This is a genomic window from Priestia sp. ST2 (assembly GCF_055810735.1).
This window is the reverse complement of the sequence record NZ_JBVVNT010000004.1, coordinates 227,012-253,252: the sequence shown is the minus strand read 5'-3', so window position 1 is coordinate 253,252 and position 26,241 is coordinate 227,012. Positions and strand designations below refer to the sequence as shown.

Genomic DNA, 26,241 nt, shown 5'->3' with positions numbered 1-26,241 from the left:
AAAAATTTCCCTGTAACAGAGAGCTGACGGTTGCTGCGAGTCAGAACACAAATTTTTTCGAAGTACATTCCTTGAGCATCTTTTCCGAGTAGGAAAAGACGGCCTAGCCGTTATTTTAATGAAGAGGCAAGCAAAATGCTTGCAACTAGGGTGGTACCGCGAATTTTCGTCCCTACTGACTCTTAAGAAAAATCTTAAGGGTGAGTAGGGACTTTTTGTATTTCGGCCCATTATAATTTTATATCCATTACAAGCGATGAAAAGAGCATAGTAGCAAAATCTTCCCTGTATTCAGAGAGCTGATGGTTGGTGCGAATCAGTACAAAAGAGATTGCGAATTACATTCTTGGAGCTTTCTTTTGGCAATAGTCAAAAGCGGCAATAGCCGTTATCTTAATGAAGAGGCAAGCAATGCTTGCAATTAGGGTGGTACCGCGATCAATTCGTCCCTACTGATACAATCAGTAGGGACTTTTTGTATATCCGCATAAGCGGCTGTGTAGGTGTAAAACGGATTTTTCAATACAAACTAAACGAGAAGATCCGTTCAAGGTTATAAAATCAAAGGAGGATTTTTAAAATGACAAAATCACTAGAACAATTACGAGGACAAATCGACGAAATAAATTTAGAAATTTTAGAATTATTAAATAAACGCGGTGAAATCGCACAAGAAATCGGAAAAGTAAAAGGTACACAAGGTGTGAATCGCTTTGATCCAGTTCGTGAACGTAAATCGTTAGATCAAATCTTAGCTAACCATAATGGACCATTCGAAGCTTCAACAATTCAGCATATTTTCAAAGAAATTTTCAAAGCAAGCTTAGAGCTTCAAGAAGACGATCACCGCAAAGCACTTCTTGTATCTCGTAAAAAGAAATCTGAAGATACAATCGTTGACATCAACGGTACAAAAGTAGGACCTGGAAACTTAGAATTTGTAATGGGACCATGTGCAGTAGAAAGCTACGAACAAGTAAAAGAAGTGGGCTTAGCGCTTAAAGAACAAGGTATTACGTTAATGCGCGGCGGAGCGTTCAAACCACGTACATCACCTTACGATTTCCAAGGTCTTGGAGTGGAAGGCTTAAAAATCTTACGTCAAGTAGGCGATGAACTAGGCCTATCAATTATCAGTGAAATTGTTTCTCCTCAAGATATTGAAACGGCTCTCGACTACGTAGATGTGATTCAAATTGGTGCACGTAATATGCAAAACTTCGAGCTATTAAAAGCTGCAGGTTCTGTAGACAAACCGATTCTTTTAAAACGTGGATTGGCAGCAACAATTGAAGAATTCATTAACGCTGCTGAATACATTATGTCTCGCGGAAATGGAAACATTATTCTTTGTGAACGCGGTATCCGCACATACGAGCGTGCAACACGCAACACATTAGATATCTCAGCTGTTCCAATCTTGAAAAAAGAAACGCATTTACCAGTTGTAGTAGACGTAACGCATTCAACAGGACGCAAAGATTTATTATTACCATGTGCAAAAGCAGCGATTGCTATCGGCGCAGATGCTGTAATGGCAGAAGTTCATCCAGACCCAGCAGTAGCACTATCAGATTCAGCACAGCAAATGAACATTCCTGAATTCCACAAATTCATGGAAGAATTAAAAGGTGCAGCAGTAAAATTATCTTAATTTCATAGTGATACAGTGATAAGAAACTAGTAGCAAACATTTCCCTGTCTCAGAGAGCTGACGGTTGGTGGAAGTCAGTACACAAATGTGAGCGAATTACACTCTTTGAGTACTCTTTTACAGAGCGGTCAGCGGATCGTTAACAATTCGAGGTGGCAAGCAATGTTTGCAACTAGGGTGGTATCGCGAGAAAAACTCGTCCCTATGGCGTAGGGGCGAGTTTTTTTATTTTTATAACAGAAAGGAATCGATAATATGAGATATTTAACAGCAGGAGAATCGCACGGACCTCAATTAACAGCGATTATTGAAGGAGTACCGGCAGGGCTTGAATTGACAGCCGAACATATTAATGAAGATTTAGCAAGAAGACAAAAGGGACATGGGCGCGGACGCCGCATGCAGATTGAAAAAGATCAAGTTCAGATTAAAGGCGGGGTTCGCCACGGTGAGACGCTTGGTTCACCTATTGCTTTAGTCGTTGAAAACAAAGATTTTACTCACTGGAGAAATATTATGGGTGCTGATCCAGTCGATCATGATGAAGAAGTAAAGCGACAAATTACAAAACCTCGTCCAGGTCATGCTGATTTAAATGGAGCGATTAAATACGGTCACAGAGATATGCGAAACGTATTGGAACGTTCATCTGCTCGTGAAACGACGGTACGAGTAGCCACAGGCGCAGTTGCCAAACAAGTACTAAAAGCTGTAGGCGTAAATATTGCATGTCACGTGCTTGAAATCGGCGGTGTGAAAGCTGAAAAAACGGCATATGAGTCACTGACAGAACTTCAGGAAAAAACAGAAGCGTCACCTGTTCGCTGCTTAGATGAAGAAGCGGGACAGAAAATGATGAAAGCAATCGATGATGCAAAAGAAAATGGAGACAGCATTGGTGGCGTAGTGGAAGTAGTAGTAGAAGGAATGCCTACTGCAGTGGGAAGTTACGTGCACTATGATCGTAAGTTAGACTCAAAGCTAGCTGCTGCTATTATGAGCATTAACGCGTTTAAAGGCGTTGAAATCGGCGTAGGCTTTGAAGCAGCTCGCAGACCGGGAAGTGAAGTCCATGATGAAATTCTATGGGATGAACAAAACGGCTATACGCGTAAAACGAACAATGCGGGAGGTCTAGAAGGAGGCATGACAACAGGGATGCCGATTGTTGTGCGAGGCGTCATGAAACCTATTCCTACCTTATACAAGCCGCTGCAAAGTGTAGATATTGATACAAAAGAGCCATTTGCTGCAAGTATTGAACGCTCAGACAGCTGTGCAGTACCGGCGGCAGCGGTTGTAGCAGAATCAGTGATTGCTTGGGAACTAGCATCTGCTATTATCGATCAATTTGGGGCAGATCGAATTCAGTTAATTCAAGAAAACGTAAAAAAACATGAAGAATACGCAAAGCAATTTTAATGAATAGAGGAGAATGAAAGGTGAAAACACGTGTATTACTTATTGGCGTCGGCCTTATTGGAGGATCATTAGCGCTAGCTATGAAGAAGCATTGTCACGTCACAGTCGTTGGAGCTGATATCAATACAAATGAAGTACAAGTAGCCAACCAGCTAGGTATCGTTGATTATGTAGCTGAAGATATAAAAACAGAAGCAGCCCAAGCAGATTATATCGTGCTTGCTACTCCAGTAGAGTACACGACAGCATGGATACACGACCTTTCTACTTGGAAGCTTAAAGAAACGGTTATCGTAACGGATGTCGGAAGTACCAAAGGTGAAATTATGAAAGCAGCCGAAGCGCTGAATAAGAAACGTATTTCATTTATTGGCGGACATCCGATGGCTGGTTCTCATACGAGCGGTGCAGTCAATGCACGAGCGGATTTATTTTGTTCGGCGCGCTATATTTTAACGCCGTTTGAAAATGAGCAAAAAGAAAAAATAGATGCGCTTATGCATTTGCTAGAGCCTACAGGTGCACAATTTGTACCGCTTGATGCAGCTACTCATGACCAAATCACTGGAGTTGTCAGTCATTTACCTCATGTGATTGCGACCAGTCTTGTAAGACAAGTAAAAGGATATTCAGCACAGAATCATCTTGTCACGGAAATGGCAGCAGGCGGTTTTCGAGATATTACGAGAATTGCTTCAAGTAATCCTCATATGTGGAGAGATATACTAAAACAAAACCGTTCTATGCTTTTAACATTGCTTGATGACTGGATGAAAGAAATGGAACAAGTAAAACTATTAGTAGAAAAAGGTGACGGTCACGAATTATTTGATTACTTTTCAGATGCCAAAGAATTTCGTGATTCGCTTCACGCATAAAAGGAGAGACATATTGTGACAGTAAAAGCTTTACGAGGAACGATTCAAATTCCAGGAGATAAATCTATTTCTCACCGTTCCGTTATGTTTGGTTCGATTGCAGAAGGAACAACAACGATTAACGGGTTTTTGCCAGGTGACGATTGTCTTAGCACTATTTCCTGCTTTCAAAAACTAGGTGTAGATATTCAAATGATTGATGAACAAAGCGTGGTAGTGAAAGGAAAAGGGATACAAGCTCTAAAAGAGCCATCTGATATTTTAGATGTTGGCAATTCGGGCACCACGATTCGCCTCATGATGGGGATTTTAGCAAATACACCCTTTCATTCAACATTGATTGGAGACGAATCTATTGCCAAACGCCCTATGAAGCGTGTGACCGGTCCGCTTCGTGATATGAATATTCATTTAGACGGTCGAAAAGATGCTAATTTTACACCCCTTGTTATTCGAGGTGGGAAAGCAAAAGGTATACACTATACATCGCCCGTTGCAAGCGCACAAGTAAAATCAGCTATTTTACTTGCTGGACTGCAGGCGGAAGGAATAACTTCTGTAACGGAACCGGCGAAATCACGTGATCATACAGAACGTATGCTAGAGGCATTTGGTGTTAAAGTCGAAGAAGAAGGCTTAACCGTTTCAATTGAAGGCGGTCAAACGTTAAGAGGAACGCATGTAGAAGTCCCTGGTGATATTTCGTCAGCTGCATTCTTTTTAGTAGCGGGGGCTATTATTGCAAACAGCCGCATTGAAATCCAAAAAGTTGGAATGAATCCGACTCGAACGGGTATTTTAGATGTGCTTTCAGATATGGGCGCTTCAATCGAAACAGTCAAAGAAACAAAAGAAACAGCGGAACCCTATGCAGATTTAGTTGTAGAAGCTTCTCGCTTAAAAGGTACGGAAGTAGGCGGACACTTAATTCCACGCCTAATTGACGAAATCCCAATTATTGCACTAGCTGCCACGCAGGCAGAAGGGATTACAGTTATTAAAGATGCTGCAGAGTTAAAAGTCAAAGAAACAAACCGTATTGATACGGTAGTGAATGAGTTAACCAAAATGGGCGCTAACATTGAAGCAACGGAAGATGGAATGATTATTCACGGAGGTGCAAAACTTCACGGAGCAAATGTAAACAGCCACGGAGATCACCGTATCGGTATGATGCTTGCTGTTGCCTCTTGTATTGCAGAAGGGGAAACAATTATTGAAAATCGTGACGCGGTATCCGTCTCTTATCCGCAGTTTTTTGCTCACTTAGAGTCTTTACAGCAGTAAATTCCCTTATTATGTTAAAATAGCAGTTTGAAAGTTATAAGGAATTTATAAAATTAAAACCAATGACTCTATATTTCGCCTGAGAAATCCGATATAATCATTACAACACCTCTAGTATTAAATAGAATTTGGTGAATGATTATGTTTTTGATGATTGTCTACATCGGGGCCATTTTATTTTTTATAAAAATGTTTATGGATCGAGATTTTATTTGGTTTTTATTCCTATTGCCATTTTTGATGTTTGTTATGTTTTTTGAAACAGACTATCTTGATCATGTCCCTGAATCTGGAAGGTTAATTATCTTTACATTTTCTTTTTTAGTCATTTATGCAATGGTTTTGGTGTATAATCGATACTTTAGAAAAGAAGAATGTAAAGAGTAAACTCAAATGTGAATCCATTGATAATGATAAAAAAAGCATGCCCTACGGCGTGCTTTTTTTATCGCTTGAATTGACATCCACTGGTGTAAGCGGCTTTTTAGCAGGGCCTTCTACCACAGATCCGTCGTAAGAGAAACGAGAGCCGTGACAAGGGCAGTCCCACGTGCGGTCACCAGCGTTCCAATTTACTTCACATCCTAAGTGCGTGCATGTAGTATCGACGCAGTGAAGGTTACCCTGAGGATCTTTATAAGCCCCCGTACGTTTGCTGTTTACATATACAACCGACCCTTCATCATTTTGGAGCTGATCCAGTCCTTTTTCAGGCATTGAAAACTTACCGGTAATAAAGTGTTCAGCCACATCAAGATTTTGACGAAAGAAATGTTTAAGGCTAGGGTCCGCATAAAAACGAGATGGATTATACAAATCTGCATATGGGTTGTCTTTTCCGGTTATTGCATCTCGAATAATATGTGCTGCAATGGTGCTATGAGTCATCCCCCATTTTTTAAATCCGGTGGCAATAAAGATATTTGGCTTGCTTTCTTTAATGGGACCGATATATGGAATTTTATCAAGCGTAAATAAATCTTGTGCAGACCATTTATAACGAAAATGTTGAACAGTAAAATTTTCTTCCGCAAACCTCTGAAGGGACTCATAGTGGAACATAGTATTAATTCCTTGTCCAGCTTTGTGGCCTTCTCCACCAATTAAAATGAGTTCTTCTCCGTCAACTTTTGTTGAACGCAGAGAATGAGTAGGCTGATCAGCACTTAAATACATGCCTCCAGGGTAAGTTTGTTCAACTTTTGCTGCTAACACATACGAACGTTTGGCATACATACGCGTATAGTAAAAGCCCGCTCCATCATAAAATGGAAAGTGTGAACACGCCACTACATATTTGCAAGAAATTCGATGTCCGTCTCTTGTGACAACGGTGGGCGACGTGCTTTCTTCTACATCCGTTGCTACGGTGTTTTCAAAAATCAATCCACCGTTTTCTGTGAATTTTTTTACTAAATGAAGCAGGTATTTTAACGGGTGAAACTGAGCTTGATCTTTCATAATAGCTGCTGCCCTAATATCAAAACTAAAAGGAATCTCTGTTGCAAATTCACATGGAATATGTAATCGCTGATAGGCTCGAAATTCTTTACGAACTCGATGATCAAACTCCAGCGTTTCTCCGTACAAGTAAGCATCTTGTATCGAAAAATCACAGTCAACGTTTTCCGTTTGAATTAAGTTTTTCATAAACTGCAGTGCTTGTTCGTTTGCTTTATAATACAGCAGCGTTTTTTCTTCGCCAATGTGTGAAAGCAGCTCATCGTAGATAACGTCATGCTGAGCTGTAATCTTTGCTGTTGTGTGACCGGTTGTACCATTTAAAATATTATCAGCTTCAATTAACGCCACGTTCAGTCCTTCTTTTTGTAATAAATAAGCTGTTGTAATACCGCTAATACCGCCTCCTACTACTACAACATCAACTTTTCGATTTTCTGAAAGAGATGGGTATGTTGGAAACTTTAAATGATCGCGCCAGTAGGGCTCAGTATCCTTTGGGATATTTGCCAATTTATTCACCTCCATATGATAAGTCTTATTTTTACCATAGTTTTCTAAAAAATGTATACAAAATAAAGGAATCTACCCCAATAGCATCTCTTTGCTGTACCTATTTAAGCAAAAGGAAGGGAAAAGAGTGATTGCAACCAGCCTTTGTATGATTGTTGCGAACGAAGAAGAGGTTAAACCAAAAACATTTGCTCTTTAAGGTTCTTCTTTTTCAACGTGGCTTCCGCACCTGCACCTTGCCATTTGCTGCGAAAGAATTGGTGAATAAAAAGCAAAATATAAAATAGTAAAGGTTACAGATTTAAACATGAAGAGCAATAAATTCATATAAATGATAGGGAGCATCATATAATAAAAGTATAGAGGCTTAATTCGGCAAAAGGTATTTAAACATCAAGGTCCAAATAAAAGGGCAAACGGCATGTTTGTCCTTTTTTCATGATTATAGTGACAATTTTCATATATAGTAATAAAGTATATATATAGCAAAAAAATCCCAAATTTCAAGAAGATAAAAAACGCCTTAAAACCAAAACAAGTGGTACTCTTAGAGTATGTAGAACGTGCAAAAAAACGAAATAATATGTAGTATTGTAATACAGGACGTAATTGGGAAGAAAAATGAAAACGTTGACAAAAAGAGGAGGGGTACCATGTTGGGTTCACTACCTAATGTTATAAATACGTCAACGCTTGTGTCTTCAAGTGAACAACAAGAAGCGTCATCTGAATCATTTAAAACATATACTCATAAAGGAAAAAAATTCAAGGTCTATTTACCTAAATCCTATCATATTTTAAAATCTTACCCACTAATGGTTATGCTGCATGGATGTACACAAAATGCAGATGATTTTGCAATAGGCACGCAAATGAATGAGCTCGCCGACGAAAAAGAATTTATTGTCGTATACCCGCAGCAGTCTTCTAACTCAAATATGAATAAATGCTGGAACTGGTTTGAACCTCTTCATCAAATTAGAGGGTTTGGCGAGCCAGCTATTATTGCAGGGATTGTAAAAAAAGTCCAAAACATGCACTTTATTCAGAAAAATAAAGTGTTTATTGCCGGTCTGTCAGCAGGAGGAGCAATGAGCATCGTTATGGGGGTAACGTATCCAGAACTGTTTGCTGGAATAGGTGTGTCAGCAGGTATCGAATATCAGGCGGCTCTTAACGTATTTAATGCGTATTCTGTCATGGCCAGTAAAGGTCCTTCCCCCGTTAAACAAGGAAGAATTGCTTATCAGCAAATGGGAAAACGGGCAAAGCCACTGCCGCTCATTGTATTTCATGGTAACGCTGATTCTACGGTAAATGTAGCCAATGCAGATCAAGTGGTTCACCAGTGGATTACAACGAATAATCTTGCTTATAACGGAAGAATAGATGGATGGATTCAAGATAGCCCGGTTAAAACGAGAGAAGAAAAAATTCTCTTTGGACGGGATTATACAACATATCGCTACGAAAGCAGTAAGGGAGAATTGGCTATTGATAAATATATTATCAATGGAATGGGGCATGCATGGTCAGGAGGGAATTCAGCGGGCAGCTATACAGACCCTAAAGGCCCCAATGCTAGTCGAATCATGTGGGACTTTTTCATGAGTCAAAAAGTATAAACAGAGCATATAATGAGGTTCAGTTGCGTTCTTATCGCAGAGAAGAAGAGCTGAAAGTAGCTCTTCCGGCCCTTATTAGTATAAAGAAGCAGCTGCAGGAACCATTATTTTAACTAGACGTGTTTTTCTAAAAATTAGGATTTGATTATTTAGAAAACGGGTACTGTAATAAAGAAAATAAGAAGTCAAAATTACATAGCTTAGGATTGACAGCTTATAGTTGTAAATGTAAGATAACTGCGAGCTGCATTTTGTATGATTAAAACATTAAAATAAGCCGAAAACTGAAAAAATAAATAGAAATTGTAAGATGAGCGGGTAAGGAAAAGGAGATTAAAAAATGAATATTGCATTTTTCTTAGTACCAAAAAGTGATGTTGTAACACTAAATATTCAATCCACATTAAGACAGGCTCTTGAAAAAATGGAGTATCATCGCTATTCTACAGTTCCGCTAGTTGACGATGATGGTAAATATGTGGGCGTTCTTACTGAAGGAGATCTTCTTTGGAAGTTAAAAAGCCTAGGAGACTATCGCTTTCAAGATACGGAAAATATTAAATTAACAGAGATTGACCGCTATCAAGATTATAACCCAGTTGCTATATATGATGAAGTTCAAAACATCCTTTCAAAGGCAATTGACCAAAATTTTGTTCCTGTAACGGATGATCAAGGTGTATTTATTGGAATTGTGAGAAGAAGAGAAATTCTAGAGTTTTATGCAGAAAGCGCAAGTAAAGTGAAAAATCAAATATAAAAAAAGCCATCTAGAGATGGCTTTTTTTCTTGTCTTATCTCCCCCGTACATCCTCCTAAAAACAGGCTTAGGTCATGGCCCACAGCAATGCACTTCCTTGTACTAGTTTACATAATCTATTTATATATAGGTATAAAATTGCCTATATAAATCTTATTTATAGATAAGGATGGTTTATGTGAGTTACAACAATAATAAGAAGTGTTGCTGGTGTTCTAATCAGTATTATTACAAAACTTCTGGCTATGATCCAAGAAGTAGCCATGAAGGAAAATGCTGTCATAACGATTATAAGCATAACGATCATTGTCCTAAACATGATGATGATCATCGTTCTGGACATAAAAAATGCCATCATGGTAGCAACCATGGCGGAGATCACGGGGGCAGTCATGGCGGAGGTCACGGCGATAACCACGGTGGAGGTCACGGAGGTTGTCATGGCGGAGGTCACGGCGGCAACCACGGCGGAGGTCACGGCGGCAACCACGGCGGAGGTCACGGCGGCAACCACGGCGGAGGTCACGACGGTAACCACGGTGGAGGTCACGGAGGTTGTCACGGCGGAGGTCACGACGGTAACCACGGTGGAGGTCACGGAGGTTGTCATGGCGGAGGTCACGGCGGTAACCACGGCGGTTGTAAAAGACGTCGCTGCTGTTGGGGCTGGGTGTTTTAATTTAATAAATAATTGAATTAAAATGAAGCGTTGATTTAGCAGAAAGAACTCAAGAAATTGAGTTCTTTTTTTGTAAGTTGAAACTTATAAACGGTATACTTCGTATATATAGTAAGAGCATTTTGGAGGAGGAAAAAAATGTTTAAAAAAATGTTTGCTAAAATTGGAGTTGGAGCTGCCAAAGTGGATTTACGATTAAATGAAACGGCCTATACGCTCGGTCATGTAATTGAAGGAGCTATTGTCATCCAAGGTGGAAACGTTCAGCAACATATTAATTTAATTGATGTTGAATTTTGGCTTGAAGTTCAATTGAAAAGCGGTCAAATGCATACACATCGTGTGGAAAGCCTGCGCGCAGCTTCTTCATTTACAATTAATGAAGGCGAGAAAAAAGAAATTCCATTTACATATCATTTACCTTTGGACCTTCCAATCTCTGCGAGCAACGTTAGCTATTTCTTTAAGACACACTTAGATATTGAAGGGGGAGTAGACTCAACAGACCGGGACCCTGTGCGCATTAAAGCTCCAAAAAGCTTATATCAGCTAGTAGAGGGCTTTGAAGCACTTGGATTTAGAGAAAAACATCATTCAGGAAAATTTAACGGATACAAACAAGAATTTTCATTTTTTCCTACAGACTTCTTAAAGGGATATGTAAATGAGGTTGAGTTTGAGGTAGCCATTGAACGAGAAGGGATCCGCGTGCTGTTGGAGCTAGCTTTGCCTTCTTTCGGTCGAGAGAGGGAAATAAAAAATGAACTCTTTTGTACAAATGATGAACTAAGCCAGCCATCTACTATCGCTCGTTTGCTGGAAGAAGCGATGGAAGAGATGATGGAGAATCCTCGAGACTATGAATATTATAAGTCTCCTCACTATGATCAGCATTCACACCACCCACGTATGAGCGGGTTAGGAGGAGCAATGGGAGGTTTTGCAGCCGGTATGTTAGGCGGACTGCTCATTGAGAATTTGATGGATGATATGTTTGAAGACTCGGCGCTTGGTGAAATTGGAGAAGATATTGAAGAAGCCGGGGAGGATCTGCTGGATGGAGATTTTTTTGATGGAGGAGACGATTGGTAAAAGGGATTTTGAATAAATAAAAAGGATGATTAATGATGATCATCCTTTTTTTCTTTCTTCTTTCTTTTTTTCACTTCTATATACTTAATGTGAAAATCCTCTATAATCAGAACTTTAAAGTAAAATTGCTCATGCTGAATGATATCATTTTTGGTCACATCAAACTTTTCGGTTAACACCCACCCGGCAATGGTATCTACTTCTTCGTCGCTAATATCCGTACCGAGTAAATCATTTACTTGGCTAATGAGCATTTTTCCGTCAAGAATATAATGATCGTCTTTAATTTTTTGTACATAAGGAATTTCGTCCGTATCAAACTCATCTCGAATTTCTCCCACAATTTCTTCAATAATATCTTCTACTGTAACAAGCCCAGCGGTTCCGCCATACTCATCAAAAAGAATAGCCATTTGAATACGTTCTTTTTGCATCTTTACAAGCAAGTCATGAATGGGTACGGTTTCAATTACTTTAAAAATAGGCTTGACGTATGACTGTAACGTATTGGTGCCGTCTTTTTCGTTGAATACAATATCATTATAAATTTCTTTGATATTAACGAGACCGATTACTTTATCTTTATCCCCATCTTCAACAATTGGATAGCGCGTATATTTTTCGACATTTGCGATTTGCAAAAAAACCTCTACGACGTCGTCTTTGGAAGCACTCACAATTTCCGTACGGGGGACCATTACTTCTTTCGCTAATCGATCGTCAAAATCAAAGATTTTGCTCATATATCGATATTCGGATTGATTGATTTCACCGCCTTCGAAGCTCTCAGATAACAAAATACGCAGCTCTTCTTCACTATGAGCAGCTTCATTTTCTGAAATCATCGTTATACCAAAAATCTTAGTCAACATACGAGCTGATCCATTTAATATTTTAATGAACGGATACATAAGTTTGTAAAACACGATAATCGGTTTTGCAAAGTTCAGCGTAATTTGTTCAGCCATTTGAATAGCAAATGTTTTAGGAGCTAATTCCCCCAAGACAACATGTAAAAAAGTAATAACAACAAATGCAATGACAAAAGATAAAATACCAGCAAGCGGCTCATTGGTATGGAAGGTAGTAAAAAGAGGGTGAAGCAACCGATCTAGCGTCGGTTCACCAAGCCAACCAAGCCCGAGAGCTGTGATGGTGATACCAAGCTGACAAGCGGATAGATATTCATCTAGATGCGTAATAACGTGTTTGGCAGATACAGCTTTTTTATGTCCTTCTTCTAGAAGCTGATTGATTTTTGAACTTCTTACTTTTACAATAGCGAATTCTGTCGCTACAAAAAAAGCAGTTAATGCAATTAAAACTGCGACTAATAGTAATTTTACGGCGATCATCAAAGTCACCACCTTGTATGTAAATGTATATCTTAAGTGTTAGCCAAAGTGGAGAAAACATGTATTAAATCAAGAAAAGAAAAACGCACATAAAAAAACTGCTTCTATCTTTAAAAAGAAAAAGAAGCAGTTTATTATGTTACATGTTCATTTAGGGGAATTAATCTTAACTTTACCATCATGGTCTATCACATATCGGTTCTACAGTTCAACTGACTTTTAGCAAACGTATTGCGAGTGTGTTATGACACCTCCTTTAACTGTAATCCGAGTATATATGATGCATCTCTCACTCCTTTCTATTAGTTAATTGTATTATAATACATAATTAATCAAAATACTACAAATATTCAGAAAATAATTCAAAATGCATAGTTTTTTGTCATTTTCTGAAATATACGCACAAAGCGAGATTGAGATATAACAAAATCAATACAATACAATCTAAAGACGAGTAAACTGAGTAAATGATCTAGTATGAGTCGTTTGGTTACACTGCTGGTGATTTCCGTGCAAGGCTACGCTTTCCGCAGGCGGCCGATGAGCCTCCTCGTCGCTTGCGCTCCTGTGGGGTCTCATCTATTCCGCTTTTCTCGCGGGAGTCTTCGCCTTTCCTTCCAATCAACAGCTAGAAGCAACTCTAAACATAACCTATATTCACCGTACTAATGAAAAGATCCGAACGGTGAAACGTTCGGATCTTCCTTCAACTAAAATACGTTTGCCCCAGCCTCTTTTTAATTAATGCAGTTTATGGTTATTAGGCATCTGAGGAGAGGCAGTAGCTTTTGCAAAACTTGTGATCATTTGCTGCATATCTTCTTTTGCAAGCTGCGGCACTTGATAATAATGGTGTTTATTTTGATAAAGAGAAATTTCATAAGCCATTTCAATCCAATTAGGAACACTGTCTCCGAATATTCGGCGAACAACAGGATTTGTTATTTCTAAAGCGGTCATGGTTAAAAGAGATGCTTGAGACTTAACTAGACCTAGCATATGACCTGATATGCCTTTTTCATTGATTTCCTCAACGGACTGATTCGGCTTTTTAGGCTGTGAAGGCTTTAAGCCATAAACAAAGGTATGAGACTGCTTCATGTTATATACATGTGTAGAATCGGCCGGCTTTTGACCAGTAGAAAAAGCTTCTACGATTAAATTATATTCATTTAAAATAAACTGATATTGCCGATCAATGATATCAAGCAGCTCTTGTTCTTTTACATATTGCCTAAACATCATAAACTGATCCATTACATTAATCGAGCCGGCAAGTGTTTCATGAACGTCAAATAGTTCATGCCCTCCATGGTTCAATTGAGGGGGTACAGCTCCAGTTTGCATGTTTGTAGGAAGTTCGTGATTATTCATACTAAGTCCTCCTTAAAATCGGTATCGACTATAGTCTTTAAACTTCTTCAGGTTTTATACTCAAACTTGATTTATTCATAAAATGTTGCTCTACATAACTTAATTTACAACTAGTTATTTAATTAAAGGGTAAAAGTGAAAGGGTTTTATGAAAAAAAAGCGAATATCAATAACAATTCACGATCTATAGATAGGGGAATCAAAAAACATGAATGAGCTGCTGTCATACTCAAGTGAATTAAAACACGAAGCAAATCAACTGGTGGTATCCAGTCATTTATTGGATCTGTTAAGAGAATATGGTTGTCTTCTCTCAGGGGAGAGTTTTGAGTTAAATGTCATGACAAATCGCATCATTAATTTTTACGTAGGAAATGATGAAATGGATGAAGAATCTATTTTTCACATGGGGTATCAGCTTACAAAGCGTTTTAGCCCTTATAAGATGATATTTACTAATGAAAAAGATAAGTATCAGTGGAGTCTGTATATGATTCAGAAGGGAGAAGAGTGGAAGCTTGATATTTCCGTGCTTCCAGAAAATATCGTGAAAGGCAAAGTTGAGAAACAAGAGTTATTAAAATCACTTTTCACTGAAAAGAAGCGAGAATGCATTTTATTTTTCAAGCAGCAAAGCGGATATAATCGCTATTATACGAGTGATCATGTCTATAAGGCTGTGCTAGAAGATGACATTCACGATGATATGTCTTTTTTTATGTGGCTGCAAAGACAAAAAAAAGTAAATCAACAAACGTAAAAAAGAGCCGCTTAGGCTCTTTTTATGCGTTTACGGATGTTTTTACAGGTAAAGCAGCTTTTAGCATCCAAATATGTTTTTCAATGTTGCCGATTGTTCCAATGAATAAGTCAGCTGTTACGTGATCGTGTGCTGCTTCAGCGTTTTCAACTGCATTTTTTAGGTTTTTAACAAGTAGCGTATAGTCATTAATTAAGGTTTCTACCATTTCTTCACTCGTTTGCTCGTTTCCATCTTCAGAAAGAGTAGCTGCTTGCAAAAATTGCTTCATTGTAGCAATTGGGCTTCCTCCAATGGCTAGTAATCGTTCTGCATATTCATCTATATAGTCCGCCGTCTCATTATAGAATTCTTCAAATTTTTCATGAAGCGTAAAAAATTGAGGCCCTTTTACATACCAGTGAAAGCGATGTAGCTTCGTATACAATACGTTAAAATCGGCAATTTGTTGGTTCAGTACGTTTTCTAAATTCATAGTTAATAGCCTCCTAATGAGTTGTTGTTATCTTATGTTTATATTATATCAAATATCAAATTAAAATCAATACTTATTTATAATAATTATTAAATAATAATAAGAATGCTTTTAAATCATAGTTATTCTCTTTAAAAACTCTAAAGATATGATAGGATAGAGCAAGAGTATTGAAAGGAAGAAGGGTTAGTCATGCATATTACACCAGAAGCAAAACAATTAATTAACAATATACTTGAAGAACAGGAGATAACAGGAATTCGTTTGTATTTCAAAGGAATTAGCTGTGAAATCCCTAATATTGGGTTAGCTTTTGAAGAGCCTTTTGAAAATGATGAAATGTATGAAGTCGATGGAGTACAGGTAGCAATGGAAGCTTCTATTGTGCCTTATACAAATGAATTAATGTTAGATGTTCATACAACGCCGTACGGTCCAGGTTTAGCATTAGTTGGGGCTAAAGAGGCTGAATAAAAAATGTATGTAAGAGAAGCTAACAGGTTTGTTGTTTGTTTTGGTAAACCTTGGTTTACTTAATTTAAACGTTAGTGAAATGGAGGGGGACCTATGCTTCTTTCTCATCATGTAACGGTTGAACAAAGACAGCAAATCAAACGATTTAAGCAGCAAATACAAGACGCAAAATCGCTAGATGAGCGCCGTTTGTATCAAGCACAGCTAAATAAATTTGTTGAGCGCCTATTTATTGAGAATCGCTTGCAGCGCAGCGGCGAACAATAAAAAACACCTAGAAAAGAAGCCTTCAAAGAAGGTTTCTTTTTTTTAGTAGATTATTATACTTTTACACCTTGCAATTATTCATTTTCTTATATATCGCCCTTTATCTACTTGGAATCCGGTTTTCTGTATGAATATAGCACTAAAAACGTGTAAGTGACTATCAAATGAAAGCGCTTTCTGTTATAGTGAAGGTATAGAATGGTACTTGTTCACCTACAATGTTCATAAGGAGTGGTTTGTATGATTGAAAGAGGAAACTTCTTAATTGGTTTAGCGTGGGGAACATCTTTGAGCATACCTTTATGGATCGCCTTCTTTGGCTGGATAAAATTAGTTTGGCGCTTGCTTTAAATAAATAAAAACAAAAAAAGTAAAAAAACTTCAGTGAATATGCGCTGAAGTTTTTTTAAACAGCATAAATAGGTATTAAGAACTATTAAATAAATTACAATTTGTAACGATAAGTAAATAAGACTACTTTAAATATTATTTTTGGATTTTTTAGGTTCCTAATGTTTTAGGTCTTATTACACAAAAGAAAGCAGGAGTACAAATTGAAAAGCTATCATTTAGTAAGTTTCTCTACCTTATGTATCTGTCTACTCGTTTTATTCATTTCACCTTTTCAAGATACATCTAGTGCATCAACTGATAAATATCAAAATTTCAAGCAGCTCTCACAGAATGAGTCTTCAGCTAGCTATAAAGTGACGACCAAAGAAACGAAAAGCTCTGTCCTTATCTTTGCTCCACACGGTGGAGGAATTGAAGGGGGGACAAGCGAAATTGCCCAAGAGCTTGGCAAACAAAATGCTCTTTATCTATTCGAATCGTTAAAGTCGAAAGGGTCACGAGACCTGCACCTCACAAGCACTCATTTTGATGAGCCCACAGCGCGTAAGATGGTAAGCAAGTATGATAATGTTTTATCTCTTCACGGGTATTCTGGGAACGAAAAACATATTTTTGTGGGCGGGACTGATCGGGAGCGCGCAAAAAAATTAACGCAGTTATTAAATCAAAATGGATTTCCGGCCGAACTGATTACAAAAGGGCACGATGAGATTGCAGGCATTAACTCTGGAAATATTGCAAATAAAAATCGTACTGGGAAAAGTATTCAATTAGAGATTAGCCAACCGCTGCGAAGTGCTATGTTTCATTCATCCACTGCAAAAGGAAGAGCTTCGTCTAAAACTCAAACTTTTTATAGGTTTACAAATGTGCTTTCTACATTCGCTTCTACTTCTTACTGAATTAAAAAAAGAATGCTTGCGAAAGCATTCTTTTTTTATAAACTAGTTTTGCTACTCGTGACTTATAATAGGTTTCCAGTTAAAATCTTTTACATCTTGAACAGAAGGCTTTCTCACGTGCTGTAAGCTTTCTTTATTACACGCTCCATAAACTATAAAATTTTCCTGAGCTTCTATTAAAGAAATAGAGTTGGCTCCTAATTCGTTGGCATTCAGCTTTTGGTACGGATCGTCTTCCCAAAAACATATCTCGCAAATATCATAGTCACCATCACTGTCTAAAGATTGATAACCACAGCAAGGGCATGTATACTTTTTCATTGTTTCTATCCTTTCTGTATGGGATTTTAAGCTAGAAAAAAGTCAGTCATCTTATTTAACTATTTTACTATATTCAAGGATAGTCTGAAAGAATATTCAAAAAATTACATCGCATCTTCCCTAGGATTTGTGAACATTTTATAACGAATTGGTAATAGTTATTGTGAGACTGAGTAAAAAAGGAGTACACTTACTAGGAAAATAGATCGTGTTCGGAAACGTCTACATAAAAACATTTTTGGATATGATGAAAAAAGAAAAAAGAGATAGGGAGTCATAAATATGAAAAAAATAATAGGTTTACTTTTAGCATGCTTTCTAGCTGTTCCGACAGTTAGTTTTGCTCATACACATGTGCAAACAACCGTGCCGGAAAATGGTGCAATTGTTACAGCTCCTCTAAAAGAAATTAAATTAACCTTTGAAACACACATCGAGAAAATCAGTACTGTAACTGTTACAAAAGATGGACAAAAAATTTCACTTGCATCGCAAAAAGTAGAGGGTCATGATTTAATAGCTTCTCTCGATCAGCCTCTTGAAAACGGATCTTACACAGTGGACTGGGAAATTGTAGGGGAAGATGGTCATGTAATGAAAGATTCGATTGCTTTTAAAGTAGATGTGAAAGATGAAGCGAAAGAAGAGAATACTCAAGCAGCCGGAAAAGATAGTGAAAAAAAGCAAGACGCCACGCAATCCGAACAGCACCAAAAAAGTGCAGTAGCAAATGATGAAAAAACAGAGAACAATGATTCTTCATCGTTTTTTGTTATCATGATTATTGCTATTGTAGTGGTGGTTGGAGCATTACTCTTAATCTTCAGAAAGAAAAAGGCTTAAAAAGATGAGTATTTTGTTGCCTGTTTTTGAGTGGTTCACATACGTAGGTCTTTCCTTATTATTAGGATTTGCCGTACTGCAATATGTACCGCTTACAAAAAAGCCAACAATTTTATTATCAAAGCGATGGCTACTTGCAAGTGCAGCGGCTGTCGCTATTTTTTCGGTTGGAAATTCGCTTGAGATTATTTTATCTTTTTCAAAAATAAGAGGGTTAGGTGAAACAGTTCGTCTTGTATTATTGGAAACAAGAACGGGACACGCCTGGATCTTTGTTGTGCTAATTGCTATTTTATGTATGGTTGCTGTTTCAATAGAGAGCCACCCTCATATGTATACATTACTGACTGTAGCCTTGGTGGGAGGAATCGCCTACGCAAGTCACGCAGCATCCGCTTCTGCGCTTAGCGGCATGCTTTCTCATTCTCTTCATATTTTAGCAGTTGGACTGTGGGGAGGGGTGGTTCTGATTGTTGCCGCTTTTTCAAAAGAAACCTCCAATTGGAAAAGTTTCTTGAGCTGGTTTACTCCTTTTGCAATCGCTTGTTTTGTGCTTCTTTCATTAAGTGGGTTCATTTCGATGGTCATTATCATGGGTCTGTCCAACTATGTAAATTCATGGGCTACAGATTACGGGCAGTCTCTTTTGCTAAAGCATATTACGATTATTCCGCTGCTTGCATTTGCCGTCATCAATGGCTTTCTTATGAGAAAAACGATAAAACATCCAGAATATAAGCCCGTGATGTGGATTCGAGCAGAAAGCATTATTTTGCTTATCATTTTTTTATTTACAGCTATCATGGTAACGCAATCGCCGCCAACTAATATAAGTCATATGGCAATGGATTCATCGATTCTTCCGTTTATCTATGGGAAACAAGTGACGCTTCCTCTAACGTTTCACGTAACAATTGTAGGAATCCTATTCTTATTTGTCGCACTGCTGTTTTTTGTGTATTTACTTATTTGTTTTTACAAAAAGACAGTATGGCTTAGCGTATTAAGTGCGGGTTTGTTTGTTTTTGCTTTTTATATTGCGATGATGACAAGTATTCAAGTCTAAAAACAGTGAGAAATATCTCACTGTTTTTTTATTAGCCATTAAAAGCTGTATTATCTCTCGGGCCTTTTCCCGGAGAAGGAGGCATCGGCATTTGGGAATTAGAACCAGAGCTAGAGCTAGAACCAGAGCCGGACGTAGAGCCGCTTGGAGGCGATATATTTCCTACGTTTCCAAAAATAACGATCCCGCCAGAAATTGTTCCAATAGAAATAGATTTAATATAAACAGACATCCTTATTCAACCTCTCATCTAGTAAAAGAATTCAGTGTACCATAGTATATGACCAGCTTGTCATTTTCGTATAGACGAGTTTGAAAAACAGGTAAAAGCTTAGAAGTTCAGGTTGAGAAAGGAAATGGTGTAAAATAAGATAGAACTTTGAAGGTAAAGTGTGTGGTGTCTGCCTAAAGTGTGTATACCACCTATTAAAAGAATTAGAAAGGAACTAAGATGAATACGCAAAAAGGAATTCATTTTTCATTTAAAAAATTATGGTTGCTAACGAACCCTCCGACAGGAAAGCTACTCATTTCGTTCATACTGGCCTTAATTAATACCGGAGCGTCGCTTTCTATCCCTCTTGTCATTAAAGAAGTGATGGAGAAAATTGCAGTAGGCGTCTCCCTGCAGCTTATAACAGGACTCCTTGGTTTATTTGCTGCTCAAATGGTAACAAGCGCAGTATCTCTTTATCTCCTTGCTCAAGTAGGACAAGGTGTTGTAAAAGAACTCAGACATAAAGTGTGGAACAAGCTCATAAAGCTTCCGGTTTCATTTTACGACCAAAACCGTTCCGGTGAAATGGTAAGCCGCATTACAAATGATACAACCATTGTGATGAATTTATTGTCAACAGAAATGATTGACTTTGTTAAAAATATTTTATCTATTATCGTTGCCATTGTTATTTTATTTACACTTGATGTACCCATGACGCTCATTTTATTAGCGGTCATTCCCGTTATGTTTGTACTGGTTATGCCCCTAGCGCGAAAAATACATAAAATTTCACGTGAGCAGCAGGATAAAATGTCTAAGCTTACAGCTTTTTTAGCTCAAATGCTGAGTGAAATCCGCTTGATTAAAGTATCCGGTTCAGAGAAAAAAGAAGTTGATTCCGGCTTACAATCGTTTCAGTCACTCTACCTCTTCGGTGTAAAGAGAGCTAAAATTGAAGCCATCATTACCCCGATTATTAGCACGGTGATGACCGCTGTTATGATTGCCATCGTCGGGTTTGGTGCATACCGTGTGAGTGAGGGATTTATCACTGCAGGAGAGCTGGTAGCTTTTGTTCTTTACCTTTTTCAAATTATGGTTCCGGTTGGTTCACTTACCCGATTTGTTACTAGCTTTCAGCAAACTAAAGGAGCTTCAGAAAGAATCTTTGATATATTAGCTGAGAAAGAAGAGAACTATGAAAATGGAGAAGTGCTTGAACAGGTAGGGAGTTTAAGGTTCGATAAAGTTGCTTTTCAATATGAAGATAAACCAGTATTGCAGGAAGTTTCATTTTCTGCTAAAAAAGGAGAAGTTACCGCTTTTGTTGGACCTAGCGGAGCTGGAAAATCTACTGTTTTTTCGCTTATCGAACGCTTTTATGAGCCTTCATCGGGGCGCATATTCTTGGATGGAACAGACAGTCAAAACGTCAACTTACGTTCGTGGCGTCACCTGTTTAGCTATGTTCAGCAGGATTCTCCGATTTTAGCAGGAACAATTCGAGAAAATCTCATTTACGGATTAGAGCGGCATGTGACGGATGAAGAAATAGAAGAAGCAGCGAAGTTAGCGAATGCTCATCATTTCATTCAGTCCTTTGAAGATCAATATGAAACAATGATTGGAGAAAGAGGTATTAATCTCTCAGGAGGACAGCGACAGCGTATTGCAATTGCCCGAGCGCTGTTACGCAATCCCCAGTTTTTACTACTGGACGAAGCGACAGCTAGCTTAGACTCCGAATCAGAAAAGCTTGTGCAAGAGTCATTGGAAACGGTAATGAAAGAACGCACATCACTCGTCATTGCACATCGTCTATCTACGGTCATCAATGCGGACCAAATTGTTGTAATAGAAGAAGGGCAGGTTACAGGAAGCGGAACGCATAAAGAGTTGTTAGCCTCTCATTCTTTTTACCGGCGTTTGGTAGAGCAGCAGTTTCAAACATCCCTATAGAACAAACAAAAAAGACCGCTTTTAAGCAGTCTTTTTTTAGTTTATTTATTTAGCTTTTTAACTAATTCATCACCCATTAACTCAGAAGAAAAAGGATCTCGGCTTGTGACAATTTGATCATTTGCCCAAACAGCATATGCTTTTTTATCCATCTCAGGGATGTAGTTAGCCACTTCACGAAGTTCTTGTTCTAAACTGTATGGTAAAAAGGGAAGTACTTCTTCCGGTTCAATTTCATCAGGATAACCGGTTACGTCTAGTCCTTTAATTAACAGTTCATCATCGGATCCTTTCAAGAAAGCAAAAACAGAAGGTCCGTGACACTCAGCTGCTAAAATACCTCCATTGTCGTACACTTTGTTCATAAGTGCATGCAAGTCCACATTTTTTGCTAAGTCAAACATAGCGCCGTGGCCGCCTACTACTAAGATAACGTCATAGTTCTCAGCATCTACTTCTTCAAGTTTCATTGTCTGATCCGCTCTTCCTGATTCATATAATTTTTTATACGTTCCGTCTGGATCAAAGTCTTCTGAAATACTTCGAACGTCTACTTCCGGCTTACCTCCAAAAGGTGAGGCTAAATCAACGGTGTGCCCTGCGTCCTCAAGCTTTTGCAGCGGAGCAAATAATTCTTCTGCCCACCAACCTGTGTGATAATCTTTCTCTTCGTATCCGCTTGATAATACAGCTAACACTCTTGCCATGTTTATACCTCCTAAATGATGTAAAACGTATAGTGATACATATCATGTATTCATTGTGAACTGTACCCTATATAAAAAAACTTTAAACAATGGCAAGTTATGAAAAGGTAGCGTGAATCATAAACAAAACCAAAAAAGAGATAGCAAATTTAAGATGCCACTTTTTATCTGTACGCTTATAGCGCTTCACGCCCATCACGAGTAAACAAGCTAGAACAGCCATTGTAATAATTCCTGAAAAGTACGTAAAATTTGCTTGAAATCCTTTTATTAAAGCCATATAACCATGTAAAATAATCAAGGCCGTTGATATAAGAGCAATGGGAACGTGCCACTGACGAACATACTTGGCTAAAAATTGGATAAGCGGTTTTAACTCAAAATTCCCTTTTTTTATGTCCGATAACGGTTTCCATTTTAATAATAAAAAAATTGGATAAATGGCTAAAGCTGCAAAAAAACCAATTCGTGCGATTGAACCAAGCTCTTTAAAATTCCCTTCATATATTTTAGAATCGATTGGAAGGGAATGTTTATAAATAGGGATATAAATAAGCCCTGCTACAACTAGTAAAAAAGAGATAGTAAAGATAAAGATCACTTTTTTGCGCTCATTTTTATTTTTGATTAATGTCTGTAGCCATGATTTTTTAGCTGGAGATTTAGCTGAATTCATTTTCTTCCTCCTTGGAAAAAACTAGTTAGTATCAGTATGAACTTTTTTTCTTAAAAATTCTTTAAAAATCCTTCTTTTTTAGAAAAATTCATTTTTTTCTTTGCAATACGCGTTATAGTTAAACAAAGGGTTTAAAAAGGAGATGAATACATGAAAAAAAGAATAAGTATATTTATAATCAGTCTTTGTTTACTTTTAACGGCCTGTGGTCAGGAACCTGCTCAAAGCACAAATGCTGAGCAGCCAAAACCGTTGGACGTAAATCTTCAAGGCCCAGAGGCGTTACGGAAAAATGAAAGCGGTATCTACAAAGTCGAAGTTACGTATGGAGACGAAAAAGTAAAAAATGATGATGTTGAAATGATTGAATTTGAAATAGAGAAAAAAGATGGTGAAGGGAAAGGGAAGATGTTAAAGCCTAAACAAATAGGAGAAGGTGTATATGAAATACAAACATCTTTCTCTGAGCCTGGTACATATACCGTGCAATCACATGTTTCTGCAAAAGGGACGCATAACATGCCTCTTATAACCGTTACGGTTAAATAAAAAAAGTCAAGGATGCTAATTCCTTGGCTTCTTTTCGTTTAGTATGTCCATTGAATTCCCATTCTACAAGGGGAAAAGGTTATTTGGAATAGGATGATGTTTTCTATCATCAATTAAAGTAATGCACTGAGCCAGCTGTTCAATTCCTCGTTTGATCGTATTCGTATTTACTTGTGAGATGCTTAATCGGAGAAGAGTGTCTCGTTTGTATTCTGGTAAAAAAAATCTAGAAGCATCATCAACATATATGTGCTGCTCGTTTAGCATGTGAACGATCTGCTTTGCTGTCACATGCTCAGGCAAACTAATGGATAAATAGAATCCTGAAGTTGGTTTAGAAAAATGTGTATGAGGGGGTAGCAGTAAATCACATGCTTCTACAAGAGTTTGCATTTTGGTATGGTATACCTCTTTTATCTTTTTAAGATGACTTGTAAACATGCCGCTTTTTAAATAAATTTCAAGAGCACCTTGGGAAAGCGCTGAACTATTAAAATCTGAACTGAATTTATATCGTAAAAAGTCGCTATTCATTAACGAAGGAAGCACGACAGCAGCAATACGTAACCCAGGAAGAAAGATTTTCGAAAAGCTTTTAATGTAAATAACTCGTCCACAAGGATTAAAAGAAAATAAAGGATCTGATTTTGCATCGGGATCAAGATCGCCCAAAAAGTCATCTTCCACTATATATACATCGTATTTTTCGGCTAGCTCCACGATTTTTTTCTTCTCGAAATTTGTATAACAATGCCCAAGAGGGTTGTGAAATCTTGGAATAATGTAGAAAAATTTTATATCATTATTTCGAAAAATGTACTCCAAACGATCAAGATCAATACCTTTCATCGATAGCTCGATCCCAAAAGTAGTAGCTTGGTGCAGCGTAAGAGACTCGATAAAACCGAAATAAGTGGGCTGTTCAATTAGGATATTATTTTTTCCATTTGGAAAGGGCATAGAAACTAGTAAATGAAGAGCTTGCTGAGACCCGGATACAATAACTAACCTTTCAGCTTGAGTGAACACCTGTAGGTTCTGCAAGTGTTTCACTAACTGTACCCGCAATGAGTAAGAGCCTTGTTGATCAGAGTATGTAAAAAGCTCTTCTTTGTAGTGTTCAATCGCTTGGTTTATACAATGCTGAAATTCAAGATAAGGCATAACGTTTTTATCTGGACCAGCAGACAAGAAATCAATCACTTCATTTTCATTCGTCCTATGTTGAAATTCTGCCACAACGTAGTAGCCGCTTTTAGGAACAGAATAAATTAAATGCTCTTTTTCTAGTTCACTGTACGCTTTGATAACGGTATTCTTGCTGCACGAAAAATGTTGAGAGAGTCGGCGAACAGAAGGGAGTTTACCACCTGCAATAAGCGATCCATTTGCTAGGCCAAGCTTAATTTCTTCCATGATTTTCAGATATTTCAAACTCATAGGTCATACTCCTTTAATTTGTACCCGTACAGATAGGTAAAAGAATGATTTATTTTACTAGTTGTCCTGCGCTATCCTTTTAATTATATCAGAACTTTTTTTAGAAAAATGGTATAGTTCTGAAAAATAAAAAGACAGGGGTAGGGTAAGATGCAAAAAGAAAGTAGAGAGAAAATGGGCTTATTGTTGGGGTTAATAGGCGTTATCTGTTTTAGCTTAACCCTTCCTTCTACAAGCATTGCAGTCAAGTATTTCGGAACGACAGTCGCCGGTTTAGGAAGAACAGCTATAGCTGCTGTTTTAGTAGCTGTGATATTGATTGTACGAAAAGAAAAATTCCCTTCTCTCCGCCAATTTAAAAGTCTGCTGATCGTCGCTTTAGGCGCAGTTTTAGGGTTTCCTCTGCTCACTTCCTGGGCAATGAAATCATTGCCTGTTTCTCACGGAGCGGTTGAACTCGCTCTTTTACTATTAGCCACAGCCGGTTTTGCGATGTTTAGAGGGGGTGAACGCCCTTCTTTAAAATTCTGGGTCTCAAGTATAATCGGTTCGGCAGCTGTTATCGTGTATGCTCTTCACCTTGGATTCGGTCAACTGCAGTTTGCTGATGCAGCTTTACTAGCAGCGGTGCTGATACTTGGACTGAGCTATGCAGAAGGAGGGGTGTTAGCAAGAGGATTAGGCAGCTGGCAAGTAATTGCTTGGGCCATTATCATCGGTGCACCATTTTTTATGGTTCCAGTAGGACTAAGCATTACAGCTGAAATGCTCCATGCGCCTTTACAAGCGTGGGTTAGTTTGATTTATCTCTCAGTAGTGAGTCAATTTTTAGCATACGTTGCTTGGTACAGCGGGATGGCTATGGGTGGAATAGCCAGAGTTAGCCAGGTTCAATATTTACAGCCATTTTTAATGATTTTGTTTGCAGCTCTATTTCTAGGTGAAACAATTACACTTTTTACTCTTGCTACAGCAATAATTGTTGTCTTTTCGGTTGTACTAGGCAAAAACGCTTCGGTGTCAAAAAAAGAAGTGCATCCACAGAAAATAGTGAATAAAGAAGCTTAACTGATATGTGAATTTGTTATATTAAAACCACATGCTCTATTCCCGTTAGCAATCGCCAGG

Annotated in this window: 27 protein-coding genes and 3 other annotated features (1 of these 30 running past the window's edge); of the genes, 18 read left to right on the top strand and 9 right to left on the bottom strand. The window is 38.0% G+C overall.

Going from position 1 to position 26,241, the window contains the following annotated elements:
• Nucleotides 1-177: a binding site (T-box leader), on the top strand; it begins 29 nt to the left of the window's first position.
• A gap of 70 nt (nucleotides 178-247) precedes the next feature.
• Nucleotides 248-454, top strand: a binding site (T-box leader).
• 126 nt (nucleotides 455-580) lie between these two features.
• From AC0KUU_RS18440 to AC0KUU_RS18420, 5 genes are all read left to right on the top strand, one after another.
• On the top strand, nucleotides 581-1,654 hold the full coding sequence (locus AC0KUU_RS18440; RefSeq protein WP_013057698.1) for a bifunctional 3-deoxy-7-phosphoheptulonate synthase/chorismate mutase: 1,074 nt from the start codon (nucleotides 581-583) through the stop codon (nucleotides 1,652-1,654).
• A 6-nt stretch (nucleotides 1,655-1,660) separates the two neighbouring features.
• Nucleotides 1,661-1,861, top strand: a binding site (T-box leader).
• Between the two features lie 48 nt (nucleotides 1,862-1,909).
• The gene (aroC, locus tag AC0KUU_RS18435) at nucleotides 1,910-3,076 is read left to right on the top strand and encodes a chorismate synthase (protein WP_013057697.1); all 1,167 of its coding nucleotides are present in this window, start codon (nucleotides 1,910-1,912) and stop codon (nucleotides 3,074-3,076) included.
• A 20-nt stretch (nucleotides 3,077-3,096) separates the two neighbouring features.
• Nucleotides 3,097-3,954 carry a prephenate dehydrogenase gene (locus tag AC0KUU_RS18430; RefSeq protein WP_162214526.1) on the top strand — a complete coding sequence of 286 codons (858 nt, stop codon included), beginning with the start codon at nucleotides 3,097-3,099 and terminating at the stop codon, nucleotides 3,952-3,954.
• A 15-nt stretch (nucleotides 3,955-3,969) separates the two neighbouring features.
• On the top strand, nucleotides 3,970-5,241 hold the full coding sequence (aroA, locus tag AC0KUU_RS18425) for a 3-phosphoshikimate 1-carboxyvinyltransferase (protein ID WP_322552221.1): 1,272 nt from the start codon (nucleotides 3,970-3,972) through the stop codon (nucleotides 5,239-5,241).
• Between the two features lie 141 nt (nucleotides 5,242-5,382).
• Complete coding sequence (locus AC0KUU_RS18420; protein WP_043981503.1) at nucleotides 5,383-5,628, top strand: hypothetical protein; 246 nt, start codon at nucleotides 5,383-5,385, stop codon at nucleotides 5,626-5,628.
• Nucleotides 5,629-5,670: 42 nt separating this feature from the next.
• On the opposite strand, the gene AC0KUU_RS18415 is transcribed toward AC0KUU_RS18420, so the two are convergent.
• A complete protein-coding gene (locus AC0KUU_RS18415; protein WP_322552220.1) occupies nucleotides 5,671-7,215 on the bottom strand; it encodes an FAD-dependent oxidoreductase in 1,545 nt (514 codons plus the stop codon).
• A gap of 653 nt (nucleotides 7,216-7,868) precedes the next feature.
• Between AC0KUU_RS18415 and AC0KUU_RS18410 the strand changes: the two genes are divergently transcribed.
• From AC0KUU_RS18410 to AC0KUU_RS18395, 4 genes are all read left to right on the top strand, one after another.
• Nucleotides 7,869-8,840 (top strand): extracellular catalytic domain type 1 short-chain-length polyhydroxyalkanoate depolymerase, encoded by a 972-nt coding sequence (locus AC0KUU_RS18410; RefSeq protein WP_016764703.1) that lies wholly within the window; start codon nucleotides 7,869-7,871, stop codon nucleotides 8,838-8,840.
• A 340-nt stretch (nucleotides 8,841-9,180) separates the two neighbouring features.
• On the top strand, nucleotides 9,181-9,600 hold the full coding sequence (locus AC0KUU_RS18405) for a CBS domain-containing protein (protein ID WP_013057690.1): 420 nt from the start codon (nucleotides 9,181-9,183) through the stop codon (nucleotides 9,598-9,600).
• Nucleotides 9,601-9,778: 178 nt separating this feature from the next.
• On the top strand, nucleotides 9,779-10,279 hold the full coding sequence (locus AC0KUU_RS18400) for a hypothetical protein (protein ID WP_322552219.1): 501 nt from the start codon (nucleotides 9,779-9,781) through the stop codon (nucleotides 10,277-10,279).
• A gap of 138 nt (nucleotides 10,280-10,417) precedes the next feature.
• On the top strand, nucleotides 10,418-11,371 hold the full coding sequence (locus tag AC0KUU_RS18395) for a sporulation protein (protein ID WP_162214525.1): 954 nt from the start codon (nucleotides 10,418-10,420) through the stop codon (nucleotides 11,369-11,371).
• Nucleotides 11,372-11,400: 29 nt separating this feature from the next.
• Here the strand turns inward: AC0KUU_RS18395 and AC0KUU_RS18390 are convergent, their stop codons facing one another.
• Both AC0KUU_RS18390 and AC0KUU_RS18385 read right to left on the bottom strand, forming a co-directional pair.
• Complete coding sequence (locus AC0KUU_RS18390) at nucleotides 11,401-12,726, bottom strand: hemolysin family protein (protein ID WP_043981505.1); 1,326 nt, start codon at nucleotides 12,724-12,726, stop codon at nucleotides 11,401-11,403.
• Between the two features lie 741 nt (nucleotides 12,727-13,467).
• The gene (locus tag AC0KUU_RS18385) at nucleotides 13,468-14,100 is read right to left on the bottom strand and encodes a spore coat protein (protein ID WP_013057687.1); all 633 of its coding nucleotides are present in this window, start codon (nucleotides 14,098-14,100) and stop codon (nucleotides 13,468-13,470) included.
• 208 nt (nucleotides 14,101-14,308) lie between these two features.
• On the opposite strand from AC0KUU_RS18385, the gene AC0KUU_RS18380 reads away from it, so the two are divergent.
• The gene (locus tag AC0KUU_RS18380) at nucleotides 14,309-14,860 is read left to right on the top strand and encodes a hypothetical protein (protein WP_043981506.1); all 552 of its coding nucleotides are present in this window, start codon (nucleotides 14,309-14,311) and stop codon (nucleotides 14,858-14,860) included.
• 22 nt (nucleotides 14,861-14,882) lie between these two features.
• On the opposite strand, the gene AC0KUU_RS18375 is transcribed toward AC0KUU_RS18380, so the two are convergent.
• Complete coding sequence (locus AC0KUU_RS18375; RefSeq protein ID WP_025751201.1) at nucleotides 14,883-15,335, bottom strand: Dps family protein; 453 nt, start codon at nucleotides 15,333-15,335, stop codon at nucleotides 14,883-14,885.
• A 192-nt stretch (nucleotides 15,336-15,527) separates the two neighbouring features.
• On the opposite strand from AC0KUU_RS18375, the gene AC0KUU_RS18370 reads away from it, so the two are divergent.
• The 3 genes from AC0KUU_RS18370 (at nucleotide 15,528) to AC0KUU_RS18360 (ending at nucleotide 17,332) form a co-directional block, all read left to right on the top strand.
• The gene (locus AC0KUU_RS18370) at nucleotides 15,528-15,809 is read left to right on the top strand and encodes a hypothetical protein (RefSeq protein WP_013057684.1); all 282 of its coding nucleotides are present in this window, start codon (nucleotides 15,528-15,530) and stop codon (nucleotides 15,807-15,809) included.
• A gap of 93 nt (nucleotides 15,810-15,902) precedes the next feature.
• Entirely contained in the window at nucleotides 15,903-16,076 is a 174-nt protein-coding gene (locus AC0KUU_RS18365; protein WP_165574973.1) for a hypothetical protein, read from the top strand.
• Nucleotides 16,077-16,630: 554 nt separating this feature from the next.
• A complete protein-coding gene (locus AC0KUU_RS18360; protein WP_043981507.1) occupies nucleotides 16,631-17,332 on the top strand; it encodes a poly-gamma-glutamate hydrolase family protein in 702 nt (233 codons plus the stop codon).
• Between the two features lie 51 nt (nucleotides 17,333-17,383).
• On the opposite strand, the gene AC0KUU_RS18355 is transcribed toward AC0KUU_RS18360, so the two are convergent.
• The gene (locus AC0KUU_RS18355) at nucleotides 17,384-17,653 is read right to left on the bottom strand and encodes a CPCC family cysteine-rich protein (protein WP_013057680.1); all 270 of its coding nucleotides are present in this window, start codon (nucleotides 17,651-17,653) and stop codon (nucleotides 17,384-17,386) included.
• Between the two features lie 282 nt (nucleotides 17,654-17,935).
• Between AC0KUU_RS18355 and AC0KUU_RS18350 the strand changes: the two genes are divergently transcribed.
• Entirely contained in the window at nucleotides 17,936-18,496 is a 561-nt protein-coding gene (locus AC0KUU_RS18350) for a copper resistance CopC family protein (RefSeq protein ID WP_043981508.1), read from the top strand.
• 4 nt (nucleotides 18,497-18,500) lie between these two features.
• Nucleotides 18,501-19,562: a copper resistance D family protein gene (locus AC0KUU_RS18345; RefSeq protein WP_230183470.1), complete on the top strand. Its 1,062-nt coding sequence runs from the start codon at nucleotides 18,501-18,503 to the stop codon at nucleotides 19,560-19,562.
• Between the two features lie 31 nt (nucleotides 19,563-19,593).
• Here the strand turns inward: AC0KUU_RS18345 and AC0KUU_RS18340 are convergent, their stop codons facing one another.
• Entirely contained in the window at nucleotides 19,594-19,794 is a 201-nt protein-coding gene (locus tag AC0KUU_RS18340) for a hypothetical protein (RefSeq protein WP_043981509.1), read from the bottom strand.
• A 219-nt stretch (nucleotides 19,795-20,013) separates the two neighbouring features.
• On the opposite strand from AC0KUU_RS18340, the gene AC0KUU_RS18335 reads away from it, so the two are divergent.
• On the top strand, nucleotides 20,014-21,741 hold the full coding sequence (locus AC0KUU_RS18335) for an ABC transporter ATP-binding protein (RefSeq protein ID WP_322552218.1): 1,728 nt from the start codon (nucleotides 20,014-20,016) through the stop codon (nucleotides 21,739-21,741).
• A 41-nt stretch (nucleotides 21,742-21,782) separates the two neighbouring features.
• Here the strand turns inward: AC0KUU_RS18335 and AC0KUU_RS18330 are convergent, their stop codons facing one another.
• Together AC0KUU_RS18330 and AC0KUU_RS18325 are read right to left on the bottom strand one after the other, a co-directional pair.
• Nucleotides 21,783-22,448: a type 1 glutamine amidotransferase domain-containing protein gene (locus AC0KUU_RS18330; protein WP_013083773.1), complete on the bottom strand. Its 666-nt coding sequence runs from the start codon at nucleotides 22,446-22,448 to the stop codon at nucleotides 21,783-21,785.
• Nucleotides 22,449-22,545: 97 nt separating this feature from the next.
• Nucleotides 22,546-23,124: a hypothetical protein gene (locus tag AC0KUU_RS18325; protein ID WP_043981511.1), complete on the bottom strand. Its 579-nt coding sequence runs from the start codon at nucleotides 23,122-23,124 to the stop codon at nucleotides 22,546-22,548.
• Nucleotides 23,125-23,274: 150 nt separating this feature from the next.
• Here AC0KUU_RS18325 and AC0KUU_RS18320 point away from each other — a divergent pair, with 150 nt between their 5' ends.
• Nucleotides 23,275-23,673 carry a FixH family protein gene (locus AC0KUU_RS18320; RefSeq protein ID WP_043981512.1) on the top strand — a complete coding sequence of 133 codons (399 nt, stop codon included), beginning with the start codon at nucleotides 23,275-23,277 and terminating at the stop codon, nucleotides 23,671-23,673.
• 63 nt (nucleotides 23,674-23,736) lie between these two features.
• Here AC0KUU_RS18320 and AC0KUU_RS18315 read toward each other — a convergent pair whose 3' ends face one another.
• Complete coding sequence (locus AC0KUU_RS18315; RefSeq protein ID WP_322552217.1) at nucleotides 23,737-25,113, bottom strand: aminotransferase-like domain-containing protein; 1,377 nt, start codon at nucleotides 25,111-25,113, stop codon at nucleotides 23,737-23,739.
• 150 nt (nucleotides 25,114-25,263) lie between these two features.
• Here AC0KUU_RS18315 and AC0KUU_RS18310 point away from each other — a divergent pair, with 150 nt between their 5' ends.
• Nucleotides 25,264-26,181: a DMT family transporter gene (locus tag AC0KUU_RS18310; RefSeq protein WP_473452909.1), complete on the top strand. Its 918-nt coding sequence runs from the start codon at nucleotides 25,264-25,266 to the stop codon at nucleotides 26,179-26,181.
• Nucleotides 26,182-26,241: the final 60 nt, after the last annotated feature.

Bases quoted from the DNA above. Each gene is read 5' to 3' on its own strand.
- AC0KUU_RS18410 (WP_016764703.1), top strand. From the start codon at position 7,869: ATGTTGGGTTCACTACCTAATGTTATAAATACGTCAACGCTTGTGTCT.
- AC0KUU_RS18375 (WP_025751201.1), bottom strand. From the start codon at position 15,335: ATGAATTTAGAAAACGTACTGAACCAACAAATTGCCGATTTTAACGTA.
- AC0KUU_RS18310 (WP_473452909.1), top strand. From the start codon at position 25,264: ATGCAAAAAGAAAGTAGAGAGAAAATGGGCTTATTGTTGGGGTTAATA.
- AC0KUU_RS18330 (WP_013083773.1), bottom strand. From the start codon at position 22,448: ATGGCAAGAGTGTTAGCTGTATTATCAAGCGGATACGAAGAGAAAGAT.
- AC0KUU_RS18370 (WP_013057684.1), top strand. From the start codon at position 15,528: ATGCATATTACACCAGAAGCAAAACAATTAATTAACAATATACTTGAA.
- AC0KUU_RS18315 (WP_322552217.1), bottom strand. From the start codon at position 25,113: ATGAGTTTGAAATATCTGAAAATCATGGAAGAAATTAAGCTTGGCCTA.
- AC0KUU_RS18380 (WP_043981506.1), top strand. From the start codon at position 14,309: ATGAATGAGCTGCTGTCATACTCAAGTGAATTAAAACACGAAGCAAAT.
- AC0KUU_RS18335 (WP_322552218.1), top strand. From the start codon at position 20,014: ATGAATACGCAAAAAGGAATTCATTTTTCATTTAAAAAATTATGGTTG.
- AC0KUU_RS18320 (WP_043981512.1), top strand. From the start codon at position 23,275: ATGAAAAAAAGAATAAGTATATTTATAATCAGTCTTTGTTTACTTTTA.
- AC0KUU_RS18325 (WP_043981511.1), bottom strand. From the start codon at position 23,124: ATGAATTCAGCTAAATCTCCAGCTAAAAAATCATGGCTACAGACATTA.
- AC0KUU_RS18390 (WP_043981505.1), bottom strand. From the start codon at position 12,726: ATGATCGCCGTAAAATTACTATTAGTCGCAGTTTTAATTGCATTAACT.
- AC0KUU_RS18405 (WP_013057690.1), top strand. From the start codon at position 9,181: ATGAATATTGCATTTTTCTTAGTACCAAAAAGTGATGTTGTAACACTA.
- AC0KUU_RS18420 (WP_043981503.1), top strand. From the start codon at position 5,383: ATGTTTTTGATGATTGTCTACATCGGGGCCATTTTATTTTTTATAAAA.
- AC0KUU_RS18365 (WP_165574973.1), top strand. From the start codon at position 15,903: ATGCTTCTTTCTCATCATGTAACGGTTGAACAAAGACAGCAAATCAAA.
- AC0KUU_RS18440 (WP_013057698.1), top strand. From the start codon at position 581: ATGACAAAATCACTAGAACAATTACGAGGACAAATCGACGAAATAAAT.
- AC0KUU_RS18355 (WP_013057680.1), bottom strand. From the start codon at position 17,653: ATGAAAAAGTATACATGCCCTTGCTGTGGTTATCAATCTTTAGACAGT.
- AC0KUU_RS18345 (WP_230183470.1), top strand. From the start codon at position 18,501: ATGAGTATTTTGTTGCCTGTTTTTGAGTGGTTCACATACGTAGGTCTT.
- AC0KUU_RS18385 (WP_013057687.1), bottom strand. From the start codon at position 14,100: ATGAATAATCACGAACTTCCTACAAACATGCAAACTGGAGCTGTACCC.
- aroC (WP_013057697.1), top strand. From the start codon at position 1,910: ATGAGATATTTAACAGCAGGAGAATCGCACGGACCTCAATTAACAGCG.
- AC0KUU_RS18340 (WP_043981509.1), bottom strand. From the start codon at position 19,794: ATGTCTGTTTATATTAAATCTATTTCTATTGGAACAATTTCTGGCGGG.
- AC0KUU_RS18350 (WP_043981508.1), top strand. From the start codon at position 17,936: ATGAAAAAAATAATAGGTTTACTTTTAGCATGCTTTCTAGCTGTTCCG.
- AC0KUU_RS18395 (WP_162214525.1), top strand. From the start codon at position 10,418: ATGTTTAAAAAAATGTTTGCTAAAATTGGAGTTGGAGCTGCCAAAGTG.